The 17,769-nt window shown below is 54.8% G+C and carries 23 protein-coding genes and 1 tRNA gene; 2 read left to right on the top strand and 22 right to left on the bottom strand.

The annotated features are described in order from the left end of the window. Window positions 1-667 precede the first annotated feature (667 nt). The 3 genes from HNP49_RS17080 to HNP49_RS17070 all read right to left on the bottom strand — a co-directional run bounded on the left by HNP49_RS17080 (window position 668) and on the right by HNP49_RS17070 (window position 3,668). Window positions 668-1,639, bottom strand: a complete 972-nt coding sequence (locus tag HNP49_RS17080) for an inovirus-type Gp2 protein (RefSeq protein WP_184685277.1) — start codon at window positions 1,637-1,639, stop codon at window positions 668-670. Between the two features lie 371 nt (window positions 1,640-2,010). Beyond that, window positions 2,011-2,241 (bottom strand): AlpA family transcriptional regulator, encoded by a 231-nt coding sequence (locus tag HNP49_RS17075; protein ID WP_184685274.1) that lies wholly within the window; start codon window positions 2,239-2,241, stop codon window positions 2,011-2,013. A gap of 47 nt (window positions 2,242-2,288) precedes the next feature. After that, a complete protein-coding gene (locus HNP49_RS17070) occupies window positions 2,289-3,668 on the bottom strand; it encodes a hypothetical protein (RefSeq protein WP_184685272.1) in 1,380 nt (459 codons plus the stop codon). A gap of 157 nt (window positions 3,669-3,825) precedes the next feature. On the opposite strand from HNP49_RS17070, the gene HNP49_RS17065 reads away from it, so the two are divergent. Then, entirely contained in the window at window positions 3,826-4,497 is a 672-nt protein-coding gene (locus tag HNP49_RS17065) for a hypothetical protein (RefSeq protein WP_184685270.1), read from the top strand. 264 nt (window positions 4,498-4,761) lie between these two features. Further along, window positions 4,762-4,838, top strand: a tRNA-Met gene (locus HNP49_RS17060). A gap of 139 nt (window positions 4,839-4,977) precedes the next feature. Here the strand turns inward: HNP49_RS17060 and HNP49_RS17055 are convergent. The 19 genes from HNP49_RS17055 to HNP49_RS16965 all read right to left on the bottom strand — a co-directional run bounded on the left by HNP49_RS17055 (window position 4,978) and on the right by HNP49_RS16965 (window position 17,380). Further along, entirely contained in the window at window positions 4,978-5,202 is a 225-nt protein-coding gene (locus HNP49_RS17055) for a hypothetical protein (RefSeq protein ID WP_184685269.1), read from the bottom strand. A gap of 237 nt (window positions 5,203-5,439) precedes the next feature. Continuing rightward, complete coding sequence (locus HNP49_RS17050) at window positions 5,440-5,649, bottom strand: hypothetical protein (protein WP_184685429.1); 210 nt, start codon at window positions 5,647-5,649, stop codon at window positions 5,440-5,442. A 153-nt stretch (window positions 5,650-5,802) separates the two neighbouring features. After that, a complete protein-coding gene (locus HNP49_RS17045) occupies window positions 5,803-6,672 on the bottom strand; it encodes a hypothetical protein (RefSeq protein WP_184685267.1) in 870 nt (289 codons plus the stop codon). Window positions 6,673-6,706: 34 nt separating this feature from the next. Further along, the gene (locus HNP49_RS17040; RefSeq protein ID WP_184685265.1) at window positions 6,707-7,012 is read right to left on the bottom strand and encodes a HigA family addiction module antitoxin; all 306 of its coding nucleotides are present in this window, start codon (window positions 7,010-7,012) and stop codon (window positions 6,707-6,709) included. A gap of 12 nt (window positions 7,013-7,024) precedes the next feature. Continuing rightward, complete coding sequence (locus HNP49_RS17035) at window positions 7,025-7,303, bottom strand: type II toxin-antitoxin system RelE/ParE family toxin (protein ID WP_184685263.1); 279 nt, start codon at window positions 7,301-7,303, stop codon at window positions 7,025-7,027. Between the two features lie 59 nt (window positions 7,304-7,362). Beyond that, complete coding sequence (locus tag HNP49_RS17030; protein WP_184685261.1) at window positions 7,363-8,364, bottom strand: tyrosine-type recombinase/integrase; 1,002 nt, start codon at window positions 8,362-8,364, stop codon at window positions 7,363-7,365. Then, entirely contained in the window at window positions 8,361-9,644 is a 1,284-nt protein-coding gene (locus HNP49_RS17025; protein WP_184685259.1) for a hypothetical protein, read from the bottom strand. Before HNP49_RS17025 ends, HNP49_RS17030 begins: the two co-directional genes overlap by 4 nt. Before the next feature lie 141 nt (window positions 9,645-9,785). Next, a complete protein-coding gene (locus tag HNP49_RS17020) occupies window positions 9,786-10,970 on the bottom strand; it encodes a zonular occludens toxin domain-containing protein (protein WP_184685257.1) in 1,185 nt (394 codons plus the stop codon). A gap of 12 nt (window positions 10,971-10,982) precedes the next feature. Then, window positions 10,983-11,309, bottom strand: coding sequence for a DUF2523 domain-containing protein (locus HNP49_RS17015; RefSeq protein WP_184683256.1), 327 nt, complete (start codon window positions 11,307-11,309; stop codon window positions 10,983-10,985). Continuing rightward, complete coding sequence (locus tag HNP49_RS17010) at window positions 11,309-12,568, bottom strand: virulence factor TspB C-terminal domain-related protein (RefSeq protein WP_184685255.1); 1,260 nt, start codon at window positions 12,566-12,568, stop codon at window positions 11,309-11,311. Before HNP49_RS17010 ends, HNP49_RS17015 begins: the two co-directional genes overlap by 1 nt. A 141-nt stretch (window positions 12,569-12,709) precedes the next feature. Continuing rightward, window positions 12,710-12,919, bottom strand: a complete 210-nt coding sequence (locus tag HNP49_RS17005) for a major capsid protein (protein WP_260407236.1) — start codon at window positions 12,917-12,919, stop codon at window positions 12,710-12,712. A gap of 11 nt (window positions 12,920-12,930) precedes the next feature. After that, complete coding sequence (locus tag HNP49_RS17000; protein ID WP_184685251.1) at window positions 12,931-13,143, bottom strand: hypothetical protein; 213 nt, start codon at window positions 13,141-13,143, stop codon at window positions 12,931-12,933. Window positions 13,144-13,251: 108 nt separating this feature from the next. Next, window positions 13,252-13,611: a hypothetical protein gene (locus HNP49_RS16995; protein ID WP_184685250.1), complete on the bottom strand. Its 360-nt coding sequence runs from the start codon at window positions 13,609-13,611 to the stop codon at window positions 13,252-13,254. A gap of 173 nt (window positions 13,612-13,784) precedes the next feature. After that, complete coding sequence (locus HNP49_RS16990) at window positions 13,785-14,090, bottom strand: hypothetical protein (protein WP_184685248.1); 306 nt, start codon at window positions 14,088-14,090, stop codon at window positions 13,785-13,787. Beyond that, the gene (gene pflM / locus HNP49_RS16985; protein WP_184685247.1) at window positions 14,080-14,367 is read right to left on the bottom strand and encodes a lysogeny maintenance protein PflM; all 288 of its coding nucleotides are present in this window, start codon (window positions 14,365-14,367) and stop codon (window positions 14,080-14,082) included. The genes HNP49_RS16990 and pflM overlap by 11 nt, the downstream gene beginning before the upstream one ends. An 11-nt stretch (window positions 14,368-14,378) precedes the next feature. Continuing rightward, a complete protein-coding gene (locus HNP49_RS16980) occupies window positions 14,379-14,651 on the bottom strand; it encodes a DNA-binding protein (protein WP_184685245.1) in 273 nt (90 codons plus the stop codon). Window positions 14,652-14,997: 346 nt separating this feature from the next. Next, the gene (locus HNP49_RS16975) at window positions 14,998-16,101 is read right to left on the bottom strand and encodes an MBL fold metallo-hydrolase (RefSeq protein WP_184685244.1); all 1,104 of its coding nucleotides are present in this window, start codon (window positions 16,099-16,101) and stop codon (window positions 14,998-15,000) included. After that, window positions 16,091-16,675 carry a hypothetical protein gene (locus HNP49_RS16970; protein ID WP_184685240.1) on the bottom strand — a complete coding sequence of 195 codons (585 nt, stop codon included), beginning with the start codon at window positions 16,673-16,675 and terminating at the stop codon, window positions 16,091-16,093. The genes HNP49_RS16975 and HNP49_RS16970 overlap by 11 nt, the downstream gene beginning before the upstream one ends. A gap of 15 nt (window positions 16,676-16,690) precedes the next feature. Beyond that, window positions 16,691-17,380 (bottom strand): hypothetical protein, encoded by a 690-nt coding sequence (locus tag HNP49_RS16965; protein ID WP_184685239.1) that lies wholly within the window; start codon window positions 17,378-17,380, stop codon window positions 16,691-16,693. Window positions 17,381-17,769: the final 389 nt, after the last annotated feature.

The raw sequence follows: 17,769 nt of genomic DNA, 5'->3' as shown, positions 1-17,769 counted from the left end.
GCAAAGCGTCATGCTCACCGATCCATTGACGGCCTAGCTTTGCCCGGACGCAATGATAACAGAGACTCCAGATGTAACCAGCCCCCGTGCAAAACCATAACCTCAAGCCTGATAAGCATAAGGTTCAGAGCGCAACACCACCAATGATAATCCATACACCCCACTAGGCAGAAGCAATTCATACTGGAGCTGATTCCCCGCATAGCAATCCTGCTGCTTGGTCTCACAACCATAGCAAACGCAGGTGCTGATACGTCCAGCCATTACGCCATCGCTGCAGCTGATGCTAGGACCTATTGCCTTACTCTCGCGCACAAAGGCCCTGGTCGTTATGCGATTCAAGACTCTGCGATGCGCAGCCATTGCCTGGCCGAGGTAAGGCAATCACTCAGGGTGACATCAGAGCGCTGCCGCTTGACCTGCAGAGCCTCGCCCTAGAGACAGAACAAACCGAGCAGGTGATTCTACGCAAAGCCCAGGAGCGTCTGGAGCAATTGCCTGAGACGCCATCCAGCGAAGCTGAAAGGCGTCTGCTTCGAGGCGTGATAAACCCGCGGAAGCGAAAAATCAGATCGAGTAGGCCTCCGCCAGGGCGCATGAATGCGCCATGCAATATGCAATAATAGATGTTCATTGCGCGCAGCCTTCCTGGCTCAGCCGCAACGAATCATCGCCTCCGAACACGCCCCAGAGCCCCCTTACGCAGGCAGCGTGCCCCTGGAGGCTTCAAGCGCAGGTGCTGATCGTCCTTGACCAGGTACTTCATTGCCTTGTGCACATGGGCCCGCTTCGACTGATCCTCCCGCTGGATCAGGCCGATACCGCACTCGTCACCGTACCGCTCCTTGTCATGGTTGCAGCTATGGGCATAGCCCTGACCACGCGTGACCTCCTCCCATAGCTCGCTGATCTCCATCGCCTTCCAGACATCACGGCAGACCTGGTTGCCATTGAAGTAGTAGGCTGCATGGATGTGGTAGCCCCTCCCGTCATTGCGATCTCCTTGCTCGACTGAATAGGTGTAGCCAATCAGATGCTCGAAAGTCCGGTGACGACTGTGTTTATCGATCAGATCATCCAGGTGATCAAAGACATGCTCGACGCGCAGTCTGGCCTGAGCTTCAGGGCGGTAGTAAAGGTTCAACCTGATGATCGTAGTGCGTGAGTAAAGGCTCCTCACTGCATCCGAATAGGCTGTGATCTCCTTCGCCTGCTGCTTGGCCAGTTCTCGGCGATCTCCAGGCCTACGTCGATACCACCGCTGACGAGTCAACTCACGGATCCGGTCGGCGAGGACGTTCATGCTCTCTGGATGACTGAGCCAGTACGACCCCCTGTCGTTCCGGCAGACAGGACCAGCAGGTGATGGTTCAAGACCAATGTCTTCCCAGGCCTCCCTGAACGCTTGCAGGTGCTCGCTGTAGTCGCACGGCACACGATCATCGAACAGGTTGTACATCTGCTGCATGTTAGTGAAGTATCTGGAGAGTCTGGTCTCTTCGACACGCATGTAGCCTGACCGTTTGTGTGTGATCCGGAATGCGGGTGTATCGCTGTGTTCGATAGCCTGGACGAGTGATTCGATCTGAAGGGCTATCGCGGACTGGGAGAGGTGGGTGTTGAGCTTGCGGTTGTTCATGGATGGGTACCTGGTTGGTTGTTCACATACCAGAACCCGGAGTAGTTCTTAGAAATGAACCCCCCATACATGAGTCGGGGTGGTAAGCGGTGTGTAGGTCTAGTGCTTGCTGGTGTAGGGTGGACTGGGTAGCAATGGGTGCTATTGGATAGGCAGAGCAGATGGTTGATAGCTATATAGCTATATCAATAGATGCAGCCCTGCCCACCACCAACCCTCGCGACCAGGCTTGGCAATGGGGAGCAACATTGCCAAGCCTGTCGAGAGATTTTCCGTACCGAGCGCTGGGGGAGTTAGCTGAGAGCAGAGCCCTACCAAAACGGCATAAGCGCCATGACCAGCCGAAGCCGATCATGGCGCAGGTGGCGATTCTAGCTGGCCATGCTCAGATGGCCGATGGGACGTGTGGACGCTCCCTCAGCTTGGTCACGCTCCTCGATCCGGGCTAGTATCCATTCGTGCACCTCGCTGTCGACCCAGCCGACGCAGCGGTCGCCCAGCGATACCGGTTTCGGGAAGGTGCCTTCCGAGATGTACTTGTACAGGGTCGACCTAGAAAGGCCAGTAGCAGTTATCACGTCTTGCAAGCGGAAAATTCGCATGAGCAGGCTCCTCTGTGGCTCAGAGGATCTGCAAGAGCAATATTTTTTTACTGGCTAGCTGCAGCCCTTGCCCTCCCCGGCGGCAATGCAAGCAGACCAAAACCTACGCGATCTTTAAGTGACAAATCGGATTCAGCCTTGACGCTCTGAAGCTCAACCTCACCAGGCCGACTCTCTAGGAGCACAGAACAACTGCCTAACTCTGGAGGGGCTGGTCGCAACATGATTGTGAGCACTTTGTAGCCAAGGTCATCCGCTGCGGGAAGGATACGAATCCGCGCCAGATCAAACCCCACCCAATTTGCCTGACCAAACCTTGTCCTGTACTCACGCGCCACCTCTGTAGCCTGCCGATAGAAATGATCGCAGACCAGTTCGAAGTCACTACAAGCGCCCCCATCAAGCTCATTGGCAACCTCGGAGCCAGGCCACCTAAAGTCAGCCCTGATCGACTTCCTCAACTCAGCATCGTCAATCGGATCCTGCGAGGCCAACTTATGCCAATAGCAGGAAAGCAGGCGAGAGGCATAGCGGTAGAGCAGGTGCTGAAACAGCATAACAACAGCCCTTCGCTGTTTCGCAAAGAAATGATGCACGGCAACACGAGCAGCCTCCGAGCTATAGCTCAGCAGGTCGCCCCGCCCCTTGATCTCCGCCCAAAGACTATCGGCGTGAGTGAATAACTTCGCCTCTCCGTAATAGGCCATGTGAACAGCAACTCCCCCTTCAGCCGCAAGAGCGTCCACGTTAAGAAAATAGGTACTGCTGACCCTCCCTTTCGCGAAAATTGAGCTCGAAAGGCCAGGCACATGACTCCGGATCAGCCCAACAGCCATCAGACGATGCAGCCGATTTTTTACCTGCTCCGGTCGCATCCCCGTGAGCTCCCCAAGCTCAGAAATGCTGATTTGAGTCTCCCCAAACAGGTCCGCACGGGACAGCAGCGCAGCAAAAAGCAGACGATTTCGGATGCTAAGCCGCCCACGGCCGCCAGGAGGTTGCCACTTGCCCTCCTTCTCCTTGACGACTTTAACCGCTGCTTGCTCATGCCAGATCACAGGAAAAGCCATGTCCTCCCCAGAAAAAAGGGCACGCAAGAAATCTGAATGATGAAGGCGTGAAAGCATCTCCATATCTGGTAGACGGCAAGCCTCGGAGCACAGCTTATAGCTGACAGCCGCTCGCCCTCCACGCCCCACACGCTGCTCAACAAAACGCTTCATCAGGCCTACAGCCACAAGCTCGTTGAGAGCATCGGATACGACGCACTCCTCTAAATGAAGACACTTCGCTAGCGTCTTAACACTGACCTCGCTCATGGGAGCGAATGCTTGCAAGGATCCTGTCGCAATGACTTCTAGCATGAAGCGCGCATCTGGGCCGCAGAGCGAATCAGCACCATGCAAGATCTCAATAAAAATAGGCATGCAGAAATCCATAAACTCCAACGCAAGGATTATACACCCTGTTTTTATCTTTATTTTGTTAACAGTAACATGCACACGTCACACTTTTATTAGGCTAGACTCTTTCCGAAAATACCGCAGCGAGAACTGCACCTAAATAAGTTGGAGTGATGCGATAGTGAGTGCCTCAAGCAAGCTACGCTGGCTCAGGAAGGAAGGCTCCGAGTGGCAATGGGCTTACGACTACATGGCCCGCAATGCAGACGAAGGAATAGGAATAAGAATTGGTTATGCTCAAAAAAACAGACAGCCAAACCATGATGTACTAACAGAAATAATCAATTACCTGATGCAAACCGAAGACGGTCGTGAGTTCGTAAAGAAACTCAGAAACAGCCTCCGACGGCGCAGACAGCGCTACTCAGACAAAGACAGAAAAGTCTGCACATTTACCTTGCCCGCGAAGACCAAGGAGCAACTCAGCTGCAGCGCTGAAAAACTGAAAATCAGTGAGAGCAGCATCGTTGTAGCAGCCCTAGGCCAGGCTGAAAAACTGATCGAGGAGTACCGCAAGCGGGAACAGAAAATTGAAAATGCGCGTGAGATTGAACGCAATGAAGCGAAGCAACGCATCGACCTATTGAGAGCGAAGCATCATGAGGCTATGAGACAAATTCAGAAGCTAGCCACACGCCTTTCCATCTGGGAACTCGCTCTGGAAGCCGAACACCCTGGCATCGTTGTCGATCAAGCACTACTAGATAGCACGGCAAAAGCAAAAACCAAAGCCATCTCGAAAGCAATAAAACTGGCGACCGCGCAGTGGGCATCCCTTCTACCAAGAATCTGATTGCCTGCGGCCAACCGTTTCGTCATGAAACCGCCCCGCCGCCAAGCTAGCCTGCCCAGGCATTGAAAGCACGAATAGAACACACATCGCCATAACCGGGTACGAAACCGGGTATGAAAATTACGAAATTCACCAAGACACCTTTGATAGCTGGGCCTAAGCAGATAATTTACCAGCTAACGTCTAAGCGTTTGAAAGCGCGCAGATTTTTCGCAGACGGGGTTGACACGAAAAACCGATGCGGGGAAAATGCGCGCCATCGATGGCAACGTAGCTCAGTTGGTTAGAGCACGGCATTCATAATGCTGGGGTCGGTGGTTCAAGTCCACTCGTTGCTACCATACAAAACAAAGGCTTACCTTCGGGTAGGCCTTTGTGCTTTCTGGGGTAGTGACTACGAAGTGACTACACCCTGCCTACAGCCCCACCCGAAATGAAAACGGCCTCTTTCGAGGCCGCCATGCGTTACTACCGCAGCTATCAAGCTTGTTCCAACTCTGGGCGTTCGACAGCCTCATGCACCAGCTTAGGCTCTGAATCACAGCCGAACACTGGCCATTCGTGAGGTGCATTTAATCGAGCACTCAGCGTTTCCGCATATTGAATGGCTTCTTGCTCAGTCCCGAAAGGAACGCAAATACTGCAGGTGCAGACAAGCCAGGACTGCTTGCCTTGATCTTCATGCCTCAGAACTTCCACTTTCACGGCTTATTCCTCCACTCAATCAAGATCCCAAAGCAGCTACAGCGATATGCCACAAGGGCATTTCGAAGCAAAAAAAAAGCCGACGCAGGGGGCGCGATCGGCCTAGGAGAGTAGTTGGTGTAGTCAGTGTCTCGGAGACGCCGTGACAAATCTGTCTTACGCCAACCTCATTACAGCCTTGTGACAGCCTACACGACCTTGTAAAAACAGACATTGGGCCAGATCAACGGCACGACCTTATGCCCGCTTCAGCCCCTCAAACGAAGAATCACGAACAGAACGAAGCGCCTGGGCATCCAGATTCATCTGCTGGATGACGCGATGCAGCTTCTGGCGCAAGAGTTCATCCCCAGTTCGCTCTGCAGCATTCATGACTGCTATGGCCGCCATTTCATTATTTGAGGCCACCTGATCAAGGGTCTTACGCAACAACTTCTGACTGCTCACTTTCACATACTCCGGTTCAGACGGCGTGAAAGGTACGGCCAGAGCGTTACGGTCCCGTGACAATTGAATTGGGCCGACAAGCGGCGAAATGAAGATCAAAAAGCTGAAGACTCAGCTCAGTGGCGAAGGCCTTTGTGATTTCTGGGGTAGCAACTACGAAGAGACTACACCCTGCCTACCAGCGGAAAAGCGGGCACGATCAGCCTCGATCTTATCTGCCAACCAAGTAAAACCCTCTCGGCGCAAACCAGTATCCAAGTCAGCCTGCATTCGCTCCTTCCAGGCAGGATCACCCGTGAGGCCTCGCCAAAGAATATCCTCAGGATGCCAAGGCTTAAACAGCTCCCCTCGCCATAGATCAGGGATGAAGCCGACACCCTGATCAAGCCGAATGAGGCACGCAGGCTTCATAGTGCGCCCCCAGACTTTGATCCCGTAGTGATGAGCAAACGCTACCACGTGCATCAAATTCAGCATGCAGTGAAAAGGGCCAAACTCTAAGCCCTCTGAAAGGTAGTAGAACCGCTGATACGGAACATCGTCGACCTCTTCACAGGTCTCTTCTAGAACGATGACCATAGGGCCTTCGCTACGATCAAACGGCAGAGCATCCTGCTTAAAGACATGAATGGAAAATCTATTCATGTCAGCTGACTCGTGCTCCTTCTGCTGCAAGAACTCGGCAAGGGTAAGCAAGTCCTTATACGAGCAAACTCGCTTATGCGGGACATTACTACGCCCCTTTAACCAAGCCGGCTCTAAGCACAGGGTCGCCTGAGCCCATGGGGATACCTTAGCCAGATGCCTCTTTAGAGACTGAGCGTTCTCGAACTCGGAGGGATCATCGAGCATTCCTTCTGGAAGGATGCGCATGACTTCATTGGGCGGAATATCGTGAGCATTGAAAGCATCGATAATTCGCTGTGCCTCCTTACGGAAAGAGTCAGCTTGATCTCGACGAATTTCCTGCACATCACGGCGAAGCTTGATTAGCGAGTTGATCCATTCAATTGGATTTACCATCGGGTGAAGTCCTTTCACACACCAAAATTTAGACTTAGCCGACTGCTCGCAGTGGCTCAATTTCGTGCTCGATCTCTTCACCAGCCTCGGCATAGGTAGTCGCGAGGGCATACTCAGTCTGCAGGTTCATCCAGAACTGGGCCGAGGTATCGAAGTAACGCCCCAGCCGAATAGCCGTATCTGCAGTGATACCACGACGCTCGCGAACGAGGTCGTTAATGGTCGGAGCCGACACATGCAGGGCGCGAGCAAGCGCAGTCGGGGTAATGCCCAGCGGCTCTAAGAACTCTTCACGCAGCACTTCACCGGGGTGAACGGGGCGCATGCCGTTTGTTGCCATGGTGCCACCTCCTCAGTGGTAATCGACGATTTCAACGTTAGTGGGGCCCGCCTCTGTCCAAACGAAGCAGACACGCCACTGATCATTGATCCTGATGCTGTGTTGCCCTGCCCTATCGCCATGAAGCTGCTCCAGGCGATTACCCGGCGGAGAGCGTAGGTCTCGCAGCTCTACCGCTGCATTGAGCATCGCCAGCTTGCGCGTTGCCACGTTCAGAACGTTAGCCCAGCGTCTGGAACTACCCGACTCAAACAGAGCCTGGGTTTCTTCACATCTGAAACTCAGGATCACGCTTTAATCCTTAACGTTAAGCGTTAAAATCATAATATGCCATTCGGTACGGGAGTCAATCACTCGTTGCCCCCTGCACTGAAAGCGCCGGTCTGGGCCAAAGGGGAAAGCCTTAGTGCCGACTCCAGATGCTCCGGTGACAGGTGCGAATAGCGCATGGTCATGGTGATGGAGGAATGCCCGAGGATGCGCTGCAGGGTGAGAATGTCGCCGCCGCCCATCATGTAGTGACTGGCAAACGAGTGCCGCAGGATATGGGTCAGTTGGCCTGGGGTATTGAAGCCGCAGCGCTCATAGGCTTTGCGGAATGCCGCCTTGCAGGACACGAACAGCCGCCCATTCCCCGGCATGGCCACCTCCAGCGCGGCCTTTTCTACCTCTGGCGGGATCGGCACCGATCTCGACTTCCCGTTTTTGGTGCGATGGAAATGCACCTTGCCGCCGAACAGCGATGCCCGTGGCAGCGACTCCGCTTCATTCCAGCGCGCTCCCGTGGCAAGGCAGATCAGTGCCACCGGGTAGGTATGGTTGTTCGTCGACTTGCGGCACTGTTCAAGCAGCTGCTCGATCTGCGCCAGAGTCAGGAATGACAGCTCGGTCTGATCGGTCTTGATCTGGCGAACCTGGGCCAAGGGGTTCTTACCCGACCAGGCGCCGAGGCGTATCAGCTCAGAAAAGACCGCCGACAGATAGCGCTGCTCATGGTTGACCGTGTGCGGCGTAACGTCTTTGAGGCGGGTTTGCCGATAGCGAGCCCAGGCCAAGGCATCAAACTCGCTGGCGCGTGGATTGCCCAGGCGTTCAACTACGGCTAGGGTGCGAGCCAGCCGGTGCTTGGAGTCCTTGAGTGAACAGCCATGCAGGGAATGCCAGACGTTCACCAGATCAGACAGGCGATCATCCAGCGGGCGGCCAGTCTGATCGAGAGAGGCGAAAAAGTCTGACTCATAGCGCTGGGCTGCAGCCTTGGTGAGAAAGCCTTTCTTGCGGATGCGCCGACCGCTTCGGCCGTTTTCGTAGAAGTCAGCCGTCCACGTCTTGCCGTCTTTGCGCGCAGTCATACTGCCCTACCCCACCGGACATTACGTTCTTCGAGCAGTGCCTTGATGTGCTTGTAGAGCGCCCTTTCGTTCATATCCTTGGCGGCGTAATGGTCGCGAATCACTGGCCAGCACTCCCACTGGCGCAGCCGATCAAATGCGGTTTGTGCGCCTACCCGCTCCCTTGCCAGCAGGCTTACGAAGTTTCCCAGGAACAGTTCCACATTCTTGCCGGAGAAGCCTTTGCTGGTCTTGTAGTAGCGCTTGTACTCAGTCTCATCGAGCAGGGAATCAGCCGCCACATCGACGCGAACATCATCGTGAATCAGCGTCCACAGCGGGTCGAAGTAACCCGGCCTCGCCTGCAGGCGGAACTGTTCCAGGCCATAGCGCCACAGGCCGTCGAGGTGCGCGGAGAAGTCAGCAAACGAGCGGGTTTCAATCGCGGCGCCGGTCTGGGTGCAGCAGGAGCCGCTGGCGAATTGCTGAATGACTGAGTGGTGATAGCGCAGCTCGATACGCCAGACGTCCTGATCGGCGCTGTAGTTGTCCGGGTCTTGATCGTCGAACGAGTCGCGACGCTTCCAGACGCTTTGCCAGTAGTCGAGCTTGTCCGTGGCGCGGGCTTGTTCGGTCTTGTTGTAAATGGCCAGCTGAATGCCCGAGGCAGAGCCGAACATGGACGTTTCGCCACGACCGTAGATGCTGGCCTTAGTGGCCCAGTTGATTTCGTTGATGCCGGAAATGTCGCGATGGGTTCGCGCACGGCAATGCATGCGCGCCACCAGATCGGCGGGCGGCGCCCAGCCCTGCAGATCCAGCGCGATATGGACGGCACACTGGTTCAGCTCCAGATGGGTCAGGACTTCGCTGGCGTAATAGTCCAGGCGCGCCTGCAGGCGCTCTGGTGACAGGTTGTCGATTGCATGAGGCGACACCTCGATTTTCAGGTGGGGGCCAATGCTGTCGATTTTGGCGTTGAAGTTTTTGATCAGGAGGATGAAGCCCAGATCGGCGTTTTGCAGTTTGTACTGGTAGCCCGAATCGCGCCCTACCCGTCCCGAATGCCAGCGCTGGCCGGCGAAATCGACGATGACGCCTGGCGTTTCGAATAACGCCATGATTTCCGGTTTGATCATGCCCCGGTAAAGCTGGCGCACGGTGTCCACGCTGCACTGGAGCAGACGAACCGATGACAGATCGACAAAGCCAATCTGCCCCGGATCGACGAACAGACGACTGTTCAGACTCGCTGCACCAGTCAGCGGATCAATTCGATGGAAGTTCTTTGTGTTTGCCATGTTTCACCCATTAATGAGGTTTAACGAGGTTTCTAAAAGCGGGTTATCTGACGTGTTACAGGGACGTCACCTGCGCGCCGGCTTTGCCGCACGGCTCGATGCTCGCCGCGCGTGCAAAGCCGGCCGAACGTAGGCGCAGGGTCACCACAAGAAGCGTTCCTTCTGGTAATCGACGACCGTGACGCGGCTGCCGGTGGGTGGCTGGCCGTTGCTCTCAGGTGGGCTGTTCTGTTGCTGCAGGCGGGGATTCATGCGGGCATTCGGGTCGGCCTCACGGTCGGCAATGGCCGGATCGAAGGCGCCGTGCTCGACCATGTTTTTGCAAAAGCCAAAGGTGGTTTTGTGCCAGGTGCCCTGCTGGGTAAAACACTCGCAGATGAACGAGCGTTCTCCGGCCTCGATGACCCGGTAGCGCCGTCTGTTCCGCTCGATGTAGTTGCCATCGCTGCTCATCACGCAGGACAGGCGTGGGTAAGTCTTGGGCTCGGTCAGCTGGTCATACAGAGGTGCTGAGCTGGGTATGTCAGGGACTCGCGGTTGCCGGAGTGCCAGATACTGTTCAGAGCTGAGTGGGGCTTTGCTGGCTTGATTGGCAGCAGGATTGATCAGGCTGCCGACGGTGCTTTTGACCTGATCCACCACCCCGGCTTCGGCTTGGGGCGCACTGCTGGCGGCCTGGGTTTCCAGCTTGCCCTGCTCGTAGCGTTCATAGGCGCGATAGACCATGAAGGACGCAGCCAAGATGACGCCAAGGGCCAAGAGAAACTTGGTCGGCACTTTGGTCTGAAAGTGGTGCTTGGCGTTCGTGCTGGTGTAGACGCCGAAGTACTTCTTATCGAGGCGCAGGGTCTTTTTGTCAGCATCCTTGAAACTGCTTTTGACCTCGACTTTTTCCACCACCACTTCGGACTCAAAGCGCAGCAGCTGCTGGGATTTGAAGACGCGCCAATAGTGAATATGGCCGTTGCACAGTCTTCTGAGGTGCACATCGAGGTAACGCGGGTCTTGCGTGACGAGGTGCACCTCATGGCCCTGGTGGCGCATGGTTTCGAAGCGGGTGATGTGCTCCGGTGGTCTTGCCCGTGGATCTCGCGCACCAAACCAGCCTTGGGCCTCATCGACCACGATGATGGCGTCTTGCGGCAGCTCAAACCATTTCTCGGGTTCATCGAACTTGAACCATGAAGCCTTGAGCTGTTCCGGTTTCAGGCCGTTGATGTTGTGGAAGTAGACCACCCGGCCTTCGCTTGCGGCCTTCTGATCCACTTCGCGGATGGTGTTGAGGGTCTTGCCGTGTCCGGGCTTACCGGTGCGGATATAGAGCATGGCCGGCCTCCCTTACGCGTCGATGTAATCGCGGCCGGGTGGGTTCCAGACCTGACTGCGTTTCTTGTCGGTGGCCTTGTTGATGCCGGCGATGATGAAGCGCGTAGTGACTGCCGCCAGCATGATGTTGATGGCGATATCGATCTTGGCGAGTCCCAAGATTTGCTGAATGGCGGTGCCGGCCTGGCCCATGTTGCTGATCATGTAGTCCTGAGCGACGGTGATCAGCGCGTTGAAGCCGAAGTAGGTAACGAAGCCGAGGCCGATGACGCGGAAGACCAAGCGGATCAGCGGGCCGATGATCATGAAGACCAGTTGAGCGATGTAGAGGTATTGCATTACTCACCTCCCGCGGCGCGGCCGACGTAGATGGCGTAGAAGATCGAGGCCGCAACGACGATGAGATAGCCAAGGTCGGTGGCTAGCTGGCACAGCGGGTCGTAGCTGATTTCAAAGGCGCGGCCGCCGTTGGTAATCAGGGACAGGCTTTTCGGCGGTGGGCAGGCAGCCGGGAGAAAGCGGGTGCCCCGGTTGAACAGTTCGCCCACGTTGATTTCGGTATCGGGCTCAGGCGCGAACTGGGGATCACCGATCAGTTGCTTGAGGGCATCTTTCTGCGCGGGGAAGTCGCTGCCTTCCTGGGTGCGGCAGCTGAAGTCTTTTTGAATGCGGGCAATGGCGCAGCCGACGGCATCGCCGCTGCAGCTCAGGGACGTACCGCAATCGGTGCCAGAGGCTGCGCCGGTATCGCCACCCGAGTCACCGCCACCGGTATCACCACCGCCAGTGTCGCCACCCCCGGTATCCCCGCCGCCAGTGTCACCACCGCCTGTATCTCCGCCTCCCGTGTCGCCGCCTCCGGTATCTCCCCCGCCAGTGTCACCGCCACCGGTATCGCCTCCACCTGTGTCACCGCCGCCCGTATCACCACCACCTGGGCAGCCTTCTGCCTGGGGGTTGGCTTCGCAGGGATCGGGTGGGGTTTCAGTGACACAGCCGGAGCCTTGGGCAACGGTGCCGGTCGGGCAGTTGGTGGTATCAGGAGGCGTGGGTTCGTCCGAGGTGGCGCAGGTTTCCCCGGTGAGCTTTCCGGGAAAGTCGCAGAAGGTGAACGGTGAAGAACCGTCTTCGAAGGTGTAGCAATCACCGGGCGCTGTGTTGCCCAGATCGACCCGGCAGCCATCGGCACAGGTCGGAGAGGTCGGCAAATTCGCATCACCCAGGATATCGCCGGGGTTGTTGGCATCGGTGGGGCCAATGGGCCAAGTAATAGTGCTGGGCGCGTTGGCCGTGCAGCTATGGGTATCGACAATGCACGGCTGGCCACTTTCCAGGCAGCGCAAACCCTGTGCATTGAAGACCCGGCTATCGGAGATACGCACCACATCGAACACACAAGTACCGCTGCCGGCACTCCAGATGGCGCGGGTGATGTTCAGGTTCGGTGAGAGCGCGGCAGCTTCGGCAATGGTGGAGTCGCAGGCAGCCTGGCCGGTGACGTAGTAATCATCGGGCCGGTGGCGAACCTGATAGCCCACATCGGCCACGGCCGCCGTGCTGGCGATCAGCAGAATCAGGGCGATGAGGTGGCGGGTCATGGTGGCCGGCCTCAGATACGGCCGAAGAACACGAGGTACAGCGCCACTGTCGTGATGAGCAGGACGAAGAGTTCGTAGTTCATGGCGGGAGTCCGAAAGGAAAGTCCCGCCGGAGCGGGACTTGATGCACAGGCAAAGCGCTTACAGGGCGCGACGCATGTACTTGAAGGCCACCGCCGCGATGATCACGGCGAACACAGCCCAGCCGATGGTGCCAACGTCGGTCTTGGCGGTATCGAGGGCGGTGGTGGCATCAGCCGGGACAGCGGCATAGGCCTGTTGGATGGACAGCACGCCAATGGCAGCAGCGGCGCCGAGGGAGCGTTTCAGGTTGTGCAGTTGGTTTTTCATGGTGAGTTTCCTCATTTCAAAAGTTTTTTCAGGACGAGGAACCCGAACACGATGGCGAATAAGGTGATTGCTTCGCCCTGGAGTTCGGCCACGTCGTCCCAGCTCATGGCAGAGCTGGTGAGGCTCTGCATTTCCTCAGTGGTCAGGCTGGTGAGCGTGCCCAGGCAGACAGGAGTCCCTTCTGCCGTGGCCTGCCACGCGCCATCGCAGGCGAGGAAATTCATTGGGGGCTCCGGCAGAACGGGCAGGCTTTAATCAGCAGCCAGTAGCGCTCAGGGGCGCTGTGCTGGCAGTGATTGCAGAAGACCCAGACCATCGGAGCCGCCCGTTAATCAGGCTTTGGGCTGTTCGGGTTTGGCCGGTTCAGCAGGCTTGCTGGCTGGCGCTACCGGTTGCTGGGTAGTGGCGCGGGTGTTCACCGCTTCGATGTGCAGGGCGAGATTCTTGCCCTTGTTCTGGCCGCCACGGGCGACGTCGAAGGTGATCCGCACCAGCTGCAGGGGTTCGAAGTTGGCGCCGGCAGCGAAGATTTCATCGGCCACTTCGTCAGCGGCCGGAATCCCCACAATGGACAGGCCGTGTTCGGTCTTGCCGTCCGGCTCATCGCCGTAGAAAACCTTCACGTACTTGGTGCCATCGACTTCGGTTTTTTGCGTGCCGAGAAATGCGACTTCCATGGTTGAACGTGCCATCGGTATTACCTCACTTGAGTTGCGCGTTAGTGCGCGGTTTTGCCTTTCAGCAGGCCGAGCGAACCCGAGCGGGTGAACTGTGAAGTTCGAAATCCGCTGGCGTGTCCGGCATGCCGGGGGGTTAAAACGTGTGCGTTACGCAGTGGGCCAAGGCGGCAGCCTGGGCAGAACGGTCAGCGCCGTCGTCGTCGGAACGGACCGGGGAATGCGGCGAAGGGCTCAGCGCCGTGCTGGGTGAGACAGATACCCACCGGCATAGCCCGTGGATATCTGTCAGCCCTCGACCCCGTAACCGGGGCCCCACTCGGGCCAGACGAGCCAGAGCGGTTTGGTTCTTTGAGTTGAACAACAAAAGGCGCGGCCGGCTTGGTGAACCAGCAGGCCAGCCAGTTGTGCCAGAAGTAGCGCAGCAGGTTATTGGCCAGGATGTAGAGACCGGGCAGACAGATACCCAGCACGAGGTAGGTTTCAGTGGTCATGCTCGGGCTCCCGAAATGGCAGATAGGGAGTCGGCTTGCCCGAGTCGAAGACCGTGTGCCAGTAGTTCGCGGGGCGCTGGCGAGGTGAATGCCGGTCGCAGTACGAGGCCGGCTGGGAGTACCAGTGGCCAGACACCTGATAGAGCTGCGCGGGGCGGCATTGGGTGCAGGGTGCAGACGGGCTGGGTACGCTCGCCGGCAGGTGATGGGACGCGCATACAGAGCAGCTGCAGTCCGGGGCATGTGATAGCCGCAGGTAGCTGTGAAATGACTTCATAGGCGACGTCCTTATTCATCGGAGTAGTCGCCCTGGCAGAAGATGGTTTTGCCACGGTCGAGGTCGCAGCGGATACGGTGCAGATTAATGACACGACGGCGGCCGATCTTGATGGTGGGGAGCGTGTTCGTCTCGACCCAGCCACGCACGACGTCAGGGGTGATCAGCTCAGAGCCGATCATGTCCACCAGCACCTGCTGAGAGCAGAACGGTGCAGAGCGAAAGTCAGTGACACGCTCCGCATTGCCTGCGACGTTAAGCCCCACTACACCAGACTGTTCCATGTTCTTTGACCTATAATCATCAAACCATCACCTAAGTAATATTTACTAGCCAAGGCAATAGTAAGCCATAGGCTACTAAGTACAAGCTACTAAGTAGAACTTTTTGGAATGATCAGAGACCGGCTTATAAGCCTTTTCGATAGCAAAAGAACCAGCGTATGGTTTGAGAAACAAACAGGGATAGACCGCTATCGATGGGGAAACATCAGAAACGGTAAGGCGAGACTGTCAGATGCCGAGATAGACGCTGTTGTGAAATTGTTCCCACATTATGCGTTATGGCTAGTCAGCGGAAATACTGCGCCTGAGTGTGGACAAATAAGCCCAAAAGACGAATTGATTTAAACTAGGTATGTATTTCTGACAAATGGCAAGCACCCTTTAAAAGGGAAACTTTCCATTCGCCATGCCACGGATAAGAAAGAATAGCACTAATAATACCAGGGCTATTCTTAACAACACGAATCTCCGGAGCAAGATTCTTAATCAACTTCTCAACGTCACGCTCTCTAGCCAAGCGCTTAGGCGTTAGGGAGATTTTTTGAGAAGCGAATGAATTATTAGAGCGACCTAATATCCTATATACATCTGTGCTCTGAGGAAGTTTTCGCCCTCGATTATAAGGCGTAAGCAAGCAAAGCGGAGACTCAATCAACATATTAGACCAAACCTGGTCATGATGAGCATTCTTAGAGCCATGATGTGGAACTTTAAATACAGCAGCTTTATGCCTATGCGCCATATGCTCATTAACAATATGAGTCCACGCACCTCTTGACTCTTCCAAATCAGAACCAAGAAGAATTGATACATCTCCGATGGAAACCCATAACACAACAGATGTATCATTTTCAGTTATTCTTGGCGCTCGATATTTGGTCTGGCCCACCTGCGGCATATACTTAGCCAAGGACAAAAGAAAACGCTCTAAAGCATGATCAGAGGGAGACAAGCTTCGAACAACAACATCACTTTTATGTGCCATTTGCTCAGCGGGAATTTCAACCAACACCCTATCAGAAAGAGCTTTCTTAGGGCGATTACCTGCTTTAGACCTAATTGCAATCTCATCAAAAACAGAACTAATCTCACTAGTACCGCTTGAAACCTTATCACCAGCAAGTTTCTTTTGATGAGAAGCTACAAACTGACAGAATTCTGGATTAGTCAGAGCAGAGCTTACGCAGAAAACAGCATTCGAGCAAAGCTTCAATAAACTTGATAGCCCTCGAATATGATCGTCATGCCAATGAGTTGCAACTATCAGAATAACGTCTAAAGGGCCGGCACCACGATCTGCGAGATACTCAATAGCGGCAGGTTCACCGGCATTACTACCTAAGCAGGAGTCAACGACGATCCACTTATTCGAGCCCACATGGATGAGCGTACACTCACCAAAACCAGGGCCTATTGTTGCGATTTCAATCGAATCAGGGTCAATCATCATCCCACTCAATGGACTCCATAAGCGTCCTTGCTTCTTGCTGACTCTCAGCTATTTCACGTCGAGTCCATGCAGGAAGGCGCCGAAAAACAAGACGAGCCCCTCGAGATCTACCGCCTGTAGAGGTTCGGTAATACCCAAGAGACCATCTAAATATTGCACCCTCTTTCAACAAAGGAATCTCGTAGTCAGAAATATCCCTAACGGAGAACTCGGCCTCTTCAAAAATATCACGCGGTTGCTCGCAAGTAAGATCATGTAGTCGGGCGACAAAAGCATCGTCACAAAGCTCAACAACCTCCCCCTCCCACTCTTGCTCAGCAACAAAAGCAGTAGCTGCTCTCGAGTTACGCGCAGAAAAATCGACAGTTTCTGAAGCGCGAGATGCATCACCACTGTTTAAAAAGTTAGCAGTAGCTCGGGAACTCACCACCCCAGAAGAGTCAGCCCCTCCCTCTAAAGCAGCTTTTTGCCAAAAATTTCTATGAGAGCCAACACGCGCACTCTGACTGGCACGATCAAATTCGGATGAGTCAAACTCAGTATAGGATTCAACCGCACTAGCTGCAGGATACATTTCGCAACTCCAAAACTATTGAATTTGCTCAACTATGCCAGACGCAATTTGCTCTGACCTACGAATACTGGCATCAAATCCAACCCTGATAATTTCAGAGGCCCGAAAAGAGTCAAATATCTTATCCGACTCACCAATACTATAATGGTCATTAACATGTATATTTAGAGCACTACCCTTCACAACAGAAGATGACTCAATCCTAACTTCTATATGACCAGATTCGCGATCATGCAAATCGCGCCCTTGCCTCATAGTAACAGAAACTAGACCAGAGCTTTTATCAGCATCATGGTTAAAGGTATTCTTCCCCCAATCTCCCCAAAGCTCACGGGGAGATAGCCTTTCACCAAAGCGGTCTCTGGCTTCAAGATCAACACGATAATGCTGAGAAAGATTAATACCAACAGCCCAAACAGGAGTGGAGTGAAGCAACTCAGCAAGCAACTTAGCAGCAAAGTCGCCAATCTCAACAAATGGAGACTGATTCGTTTTAACCTGCAATCTGTTGCTATCAACAAAAAGAGTTAGAGCCCCAAATGAGAACTGTGAAACCTCAGGGTGCGATATAGAGACCTCTGCTTCTTTAGCTTGCTCTAGAGATATCAAACCATAATTGGCAAGCCAGCCAGGCGTAATAAGCGTAGGACTGAATTTCCCTACAAGAACTAGTACCGCTTCAGAGACATCGAGAGTAGGTTTCACGTTGATTCTCAGCTTAGTGCTTCATTTCCATTAACCCAATCCACGAGCCGCTATATCCTTCGCGACGGGGTGATTATCCAGTCAACACGGGCCACCCGCTGACAGTAGCTAACCGTGCCAAGCGAAGCCCTACCACAGACAGACCCAATAACCATGAACATCCGACAGACTAACCAGAGACAAGCTCTAGGTAAAGCATTCGAGCAAGGACAGCATAGGCTAAATTCTGAACAGAATTATAGGCGTCCATAGAGTGAAGCTAAACAGATAGGGCACTGAGCAGGTAAAGATCAGCTGTGACTACACAGACTTTTTTTTCTGAAACAGTACGCTTTGGTGAGGGCGACAGAACAGCTAAGCCCCCTTTTCATGGGGCTCTGGGGGCCTGC

The organism is Pseudomonas fluvialis (assembly GCF_014207935.1).
GTDB lineage: Bacteria > Pseudomonadota > Gammaproteobacteria > Pseudomonadales > Pseudomonadaceae > Aquipseudomonas > Aquipseudomonas fluvialis_A.
Note: the sequence above shows the minus strand (reverse complement) of the source record. Positions and strands in the feature narration are given on the sequence as shown.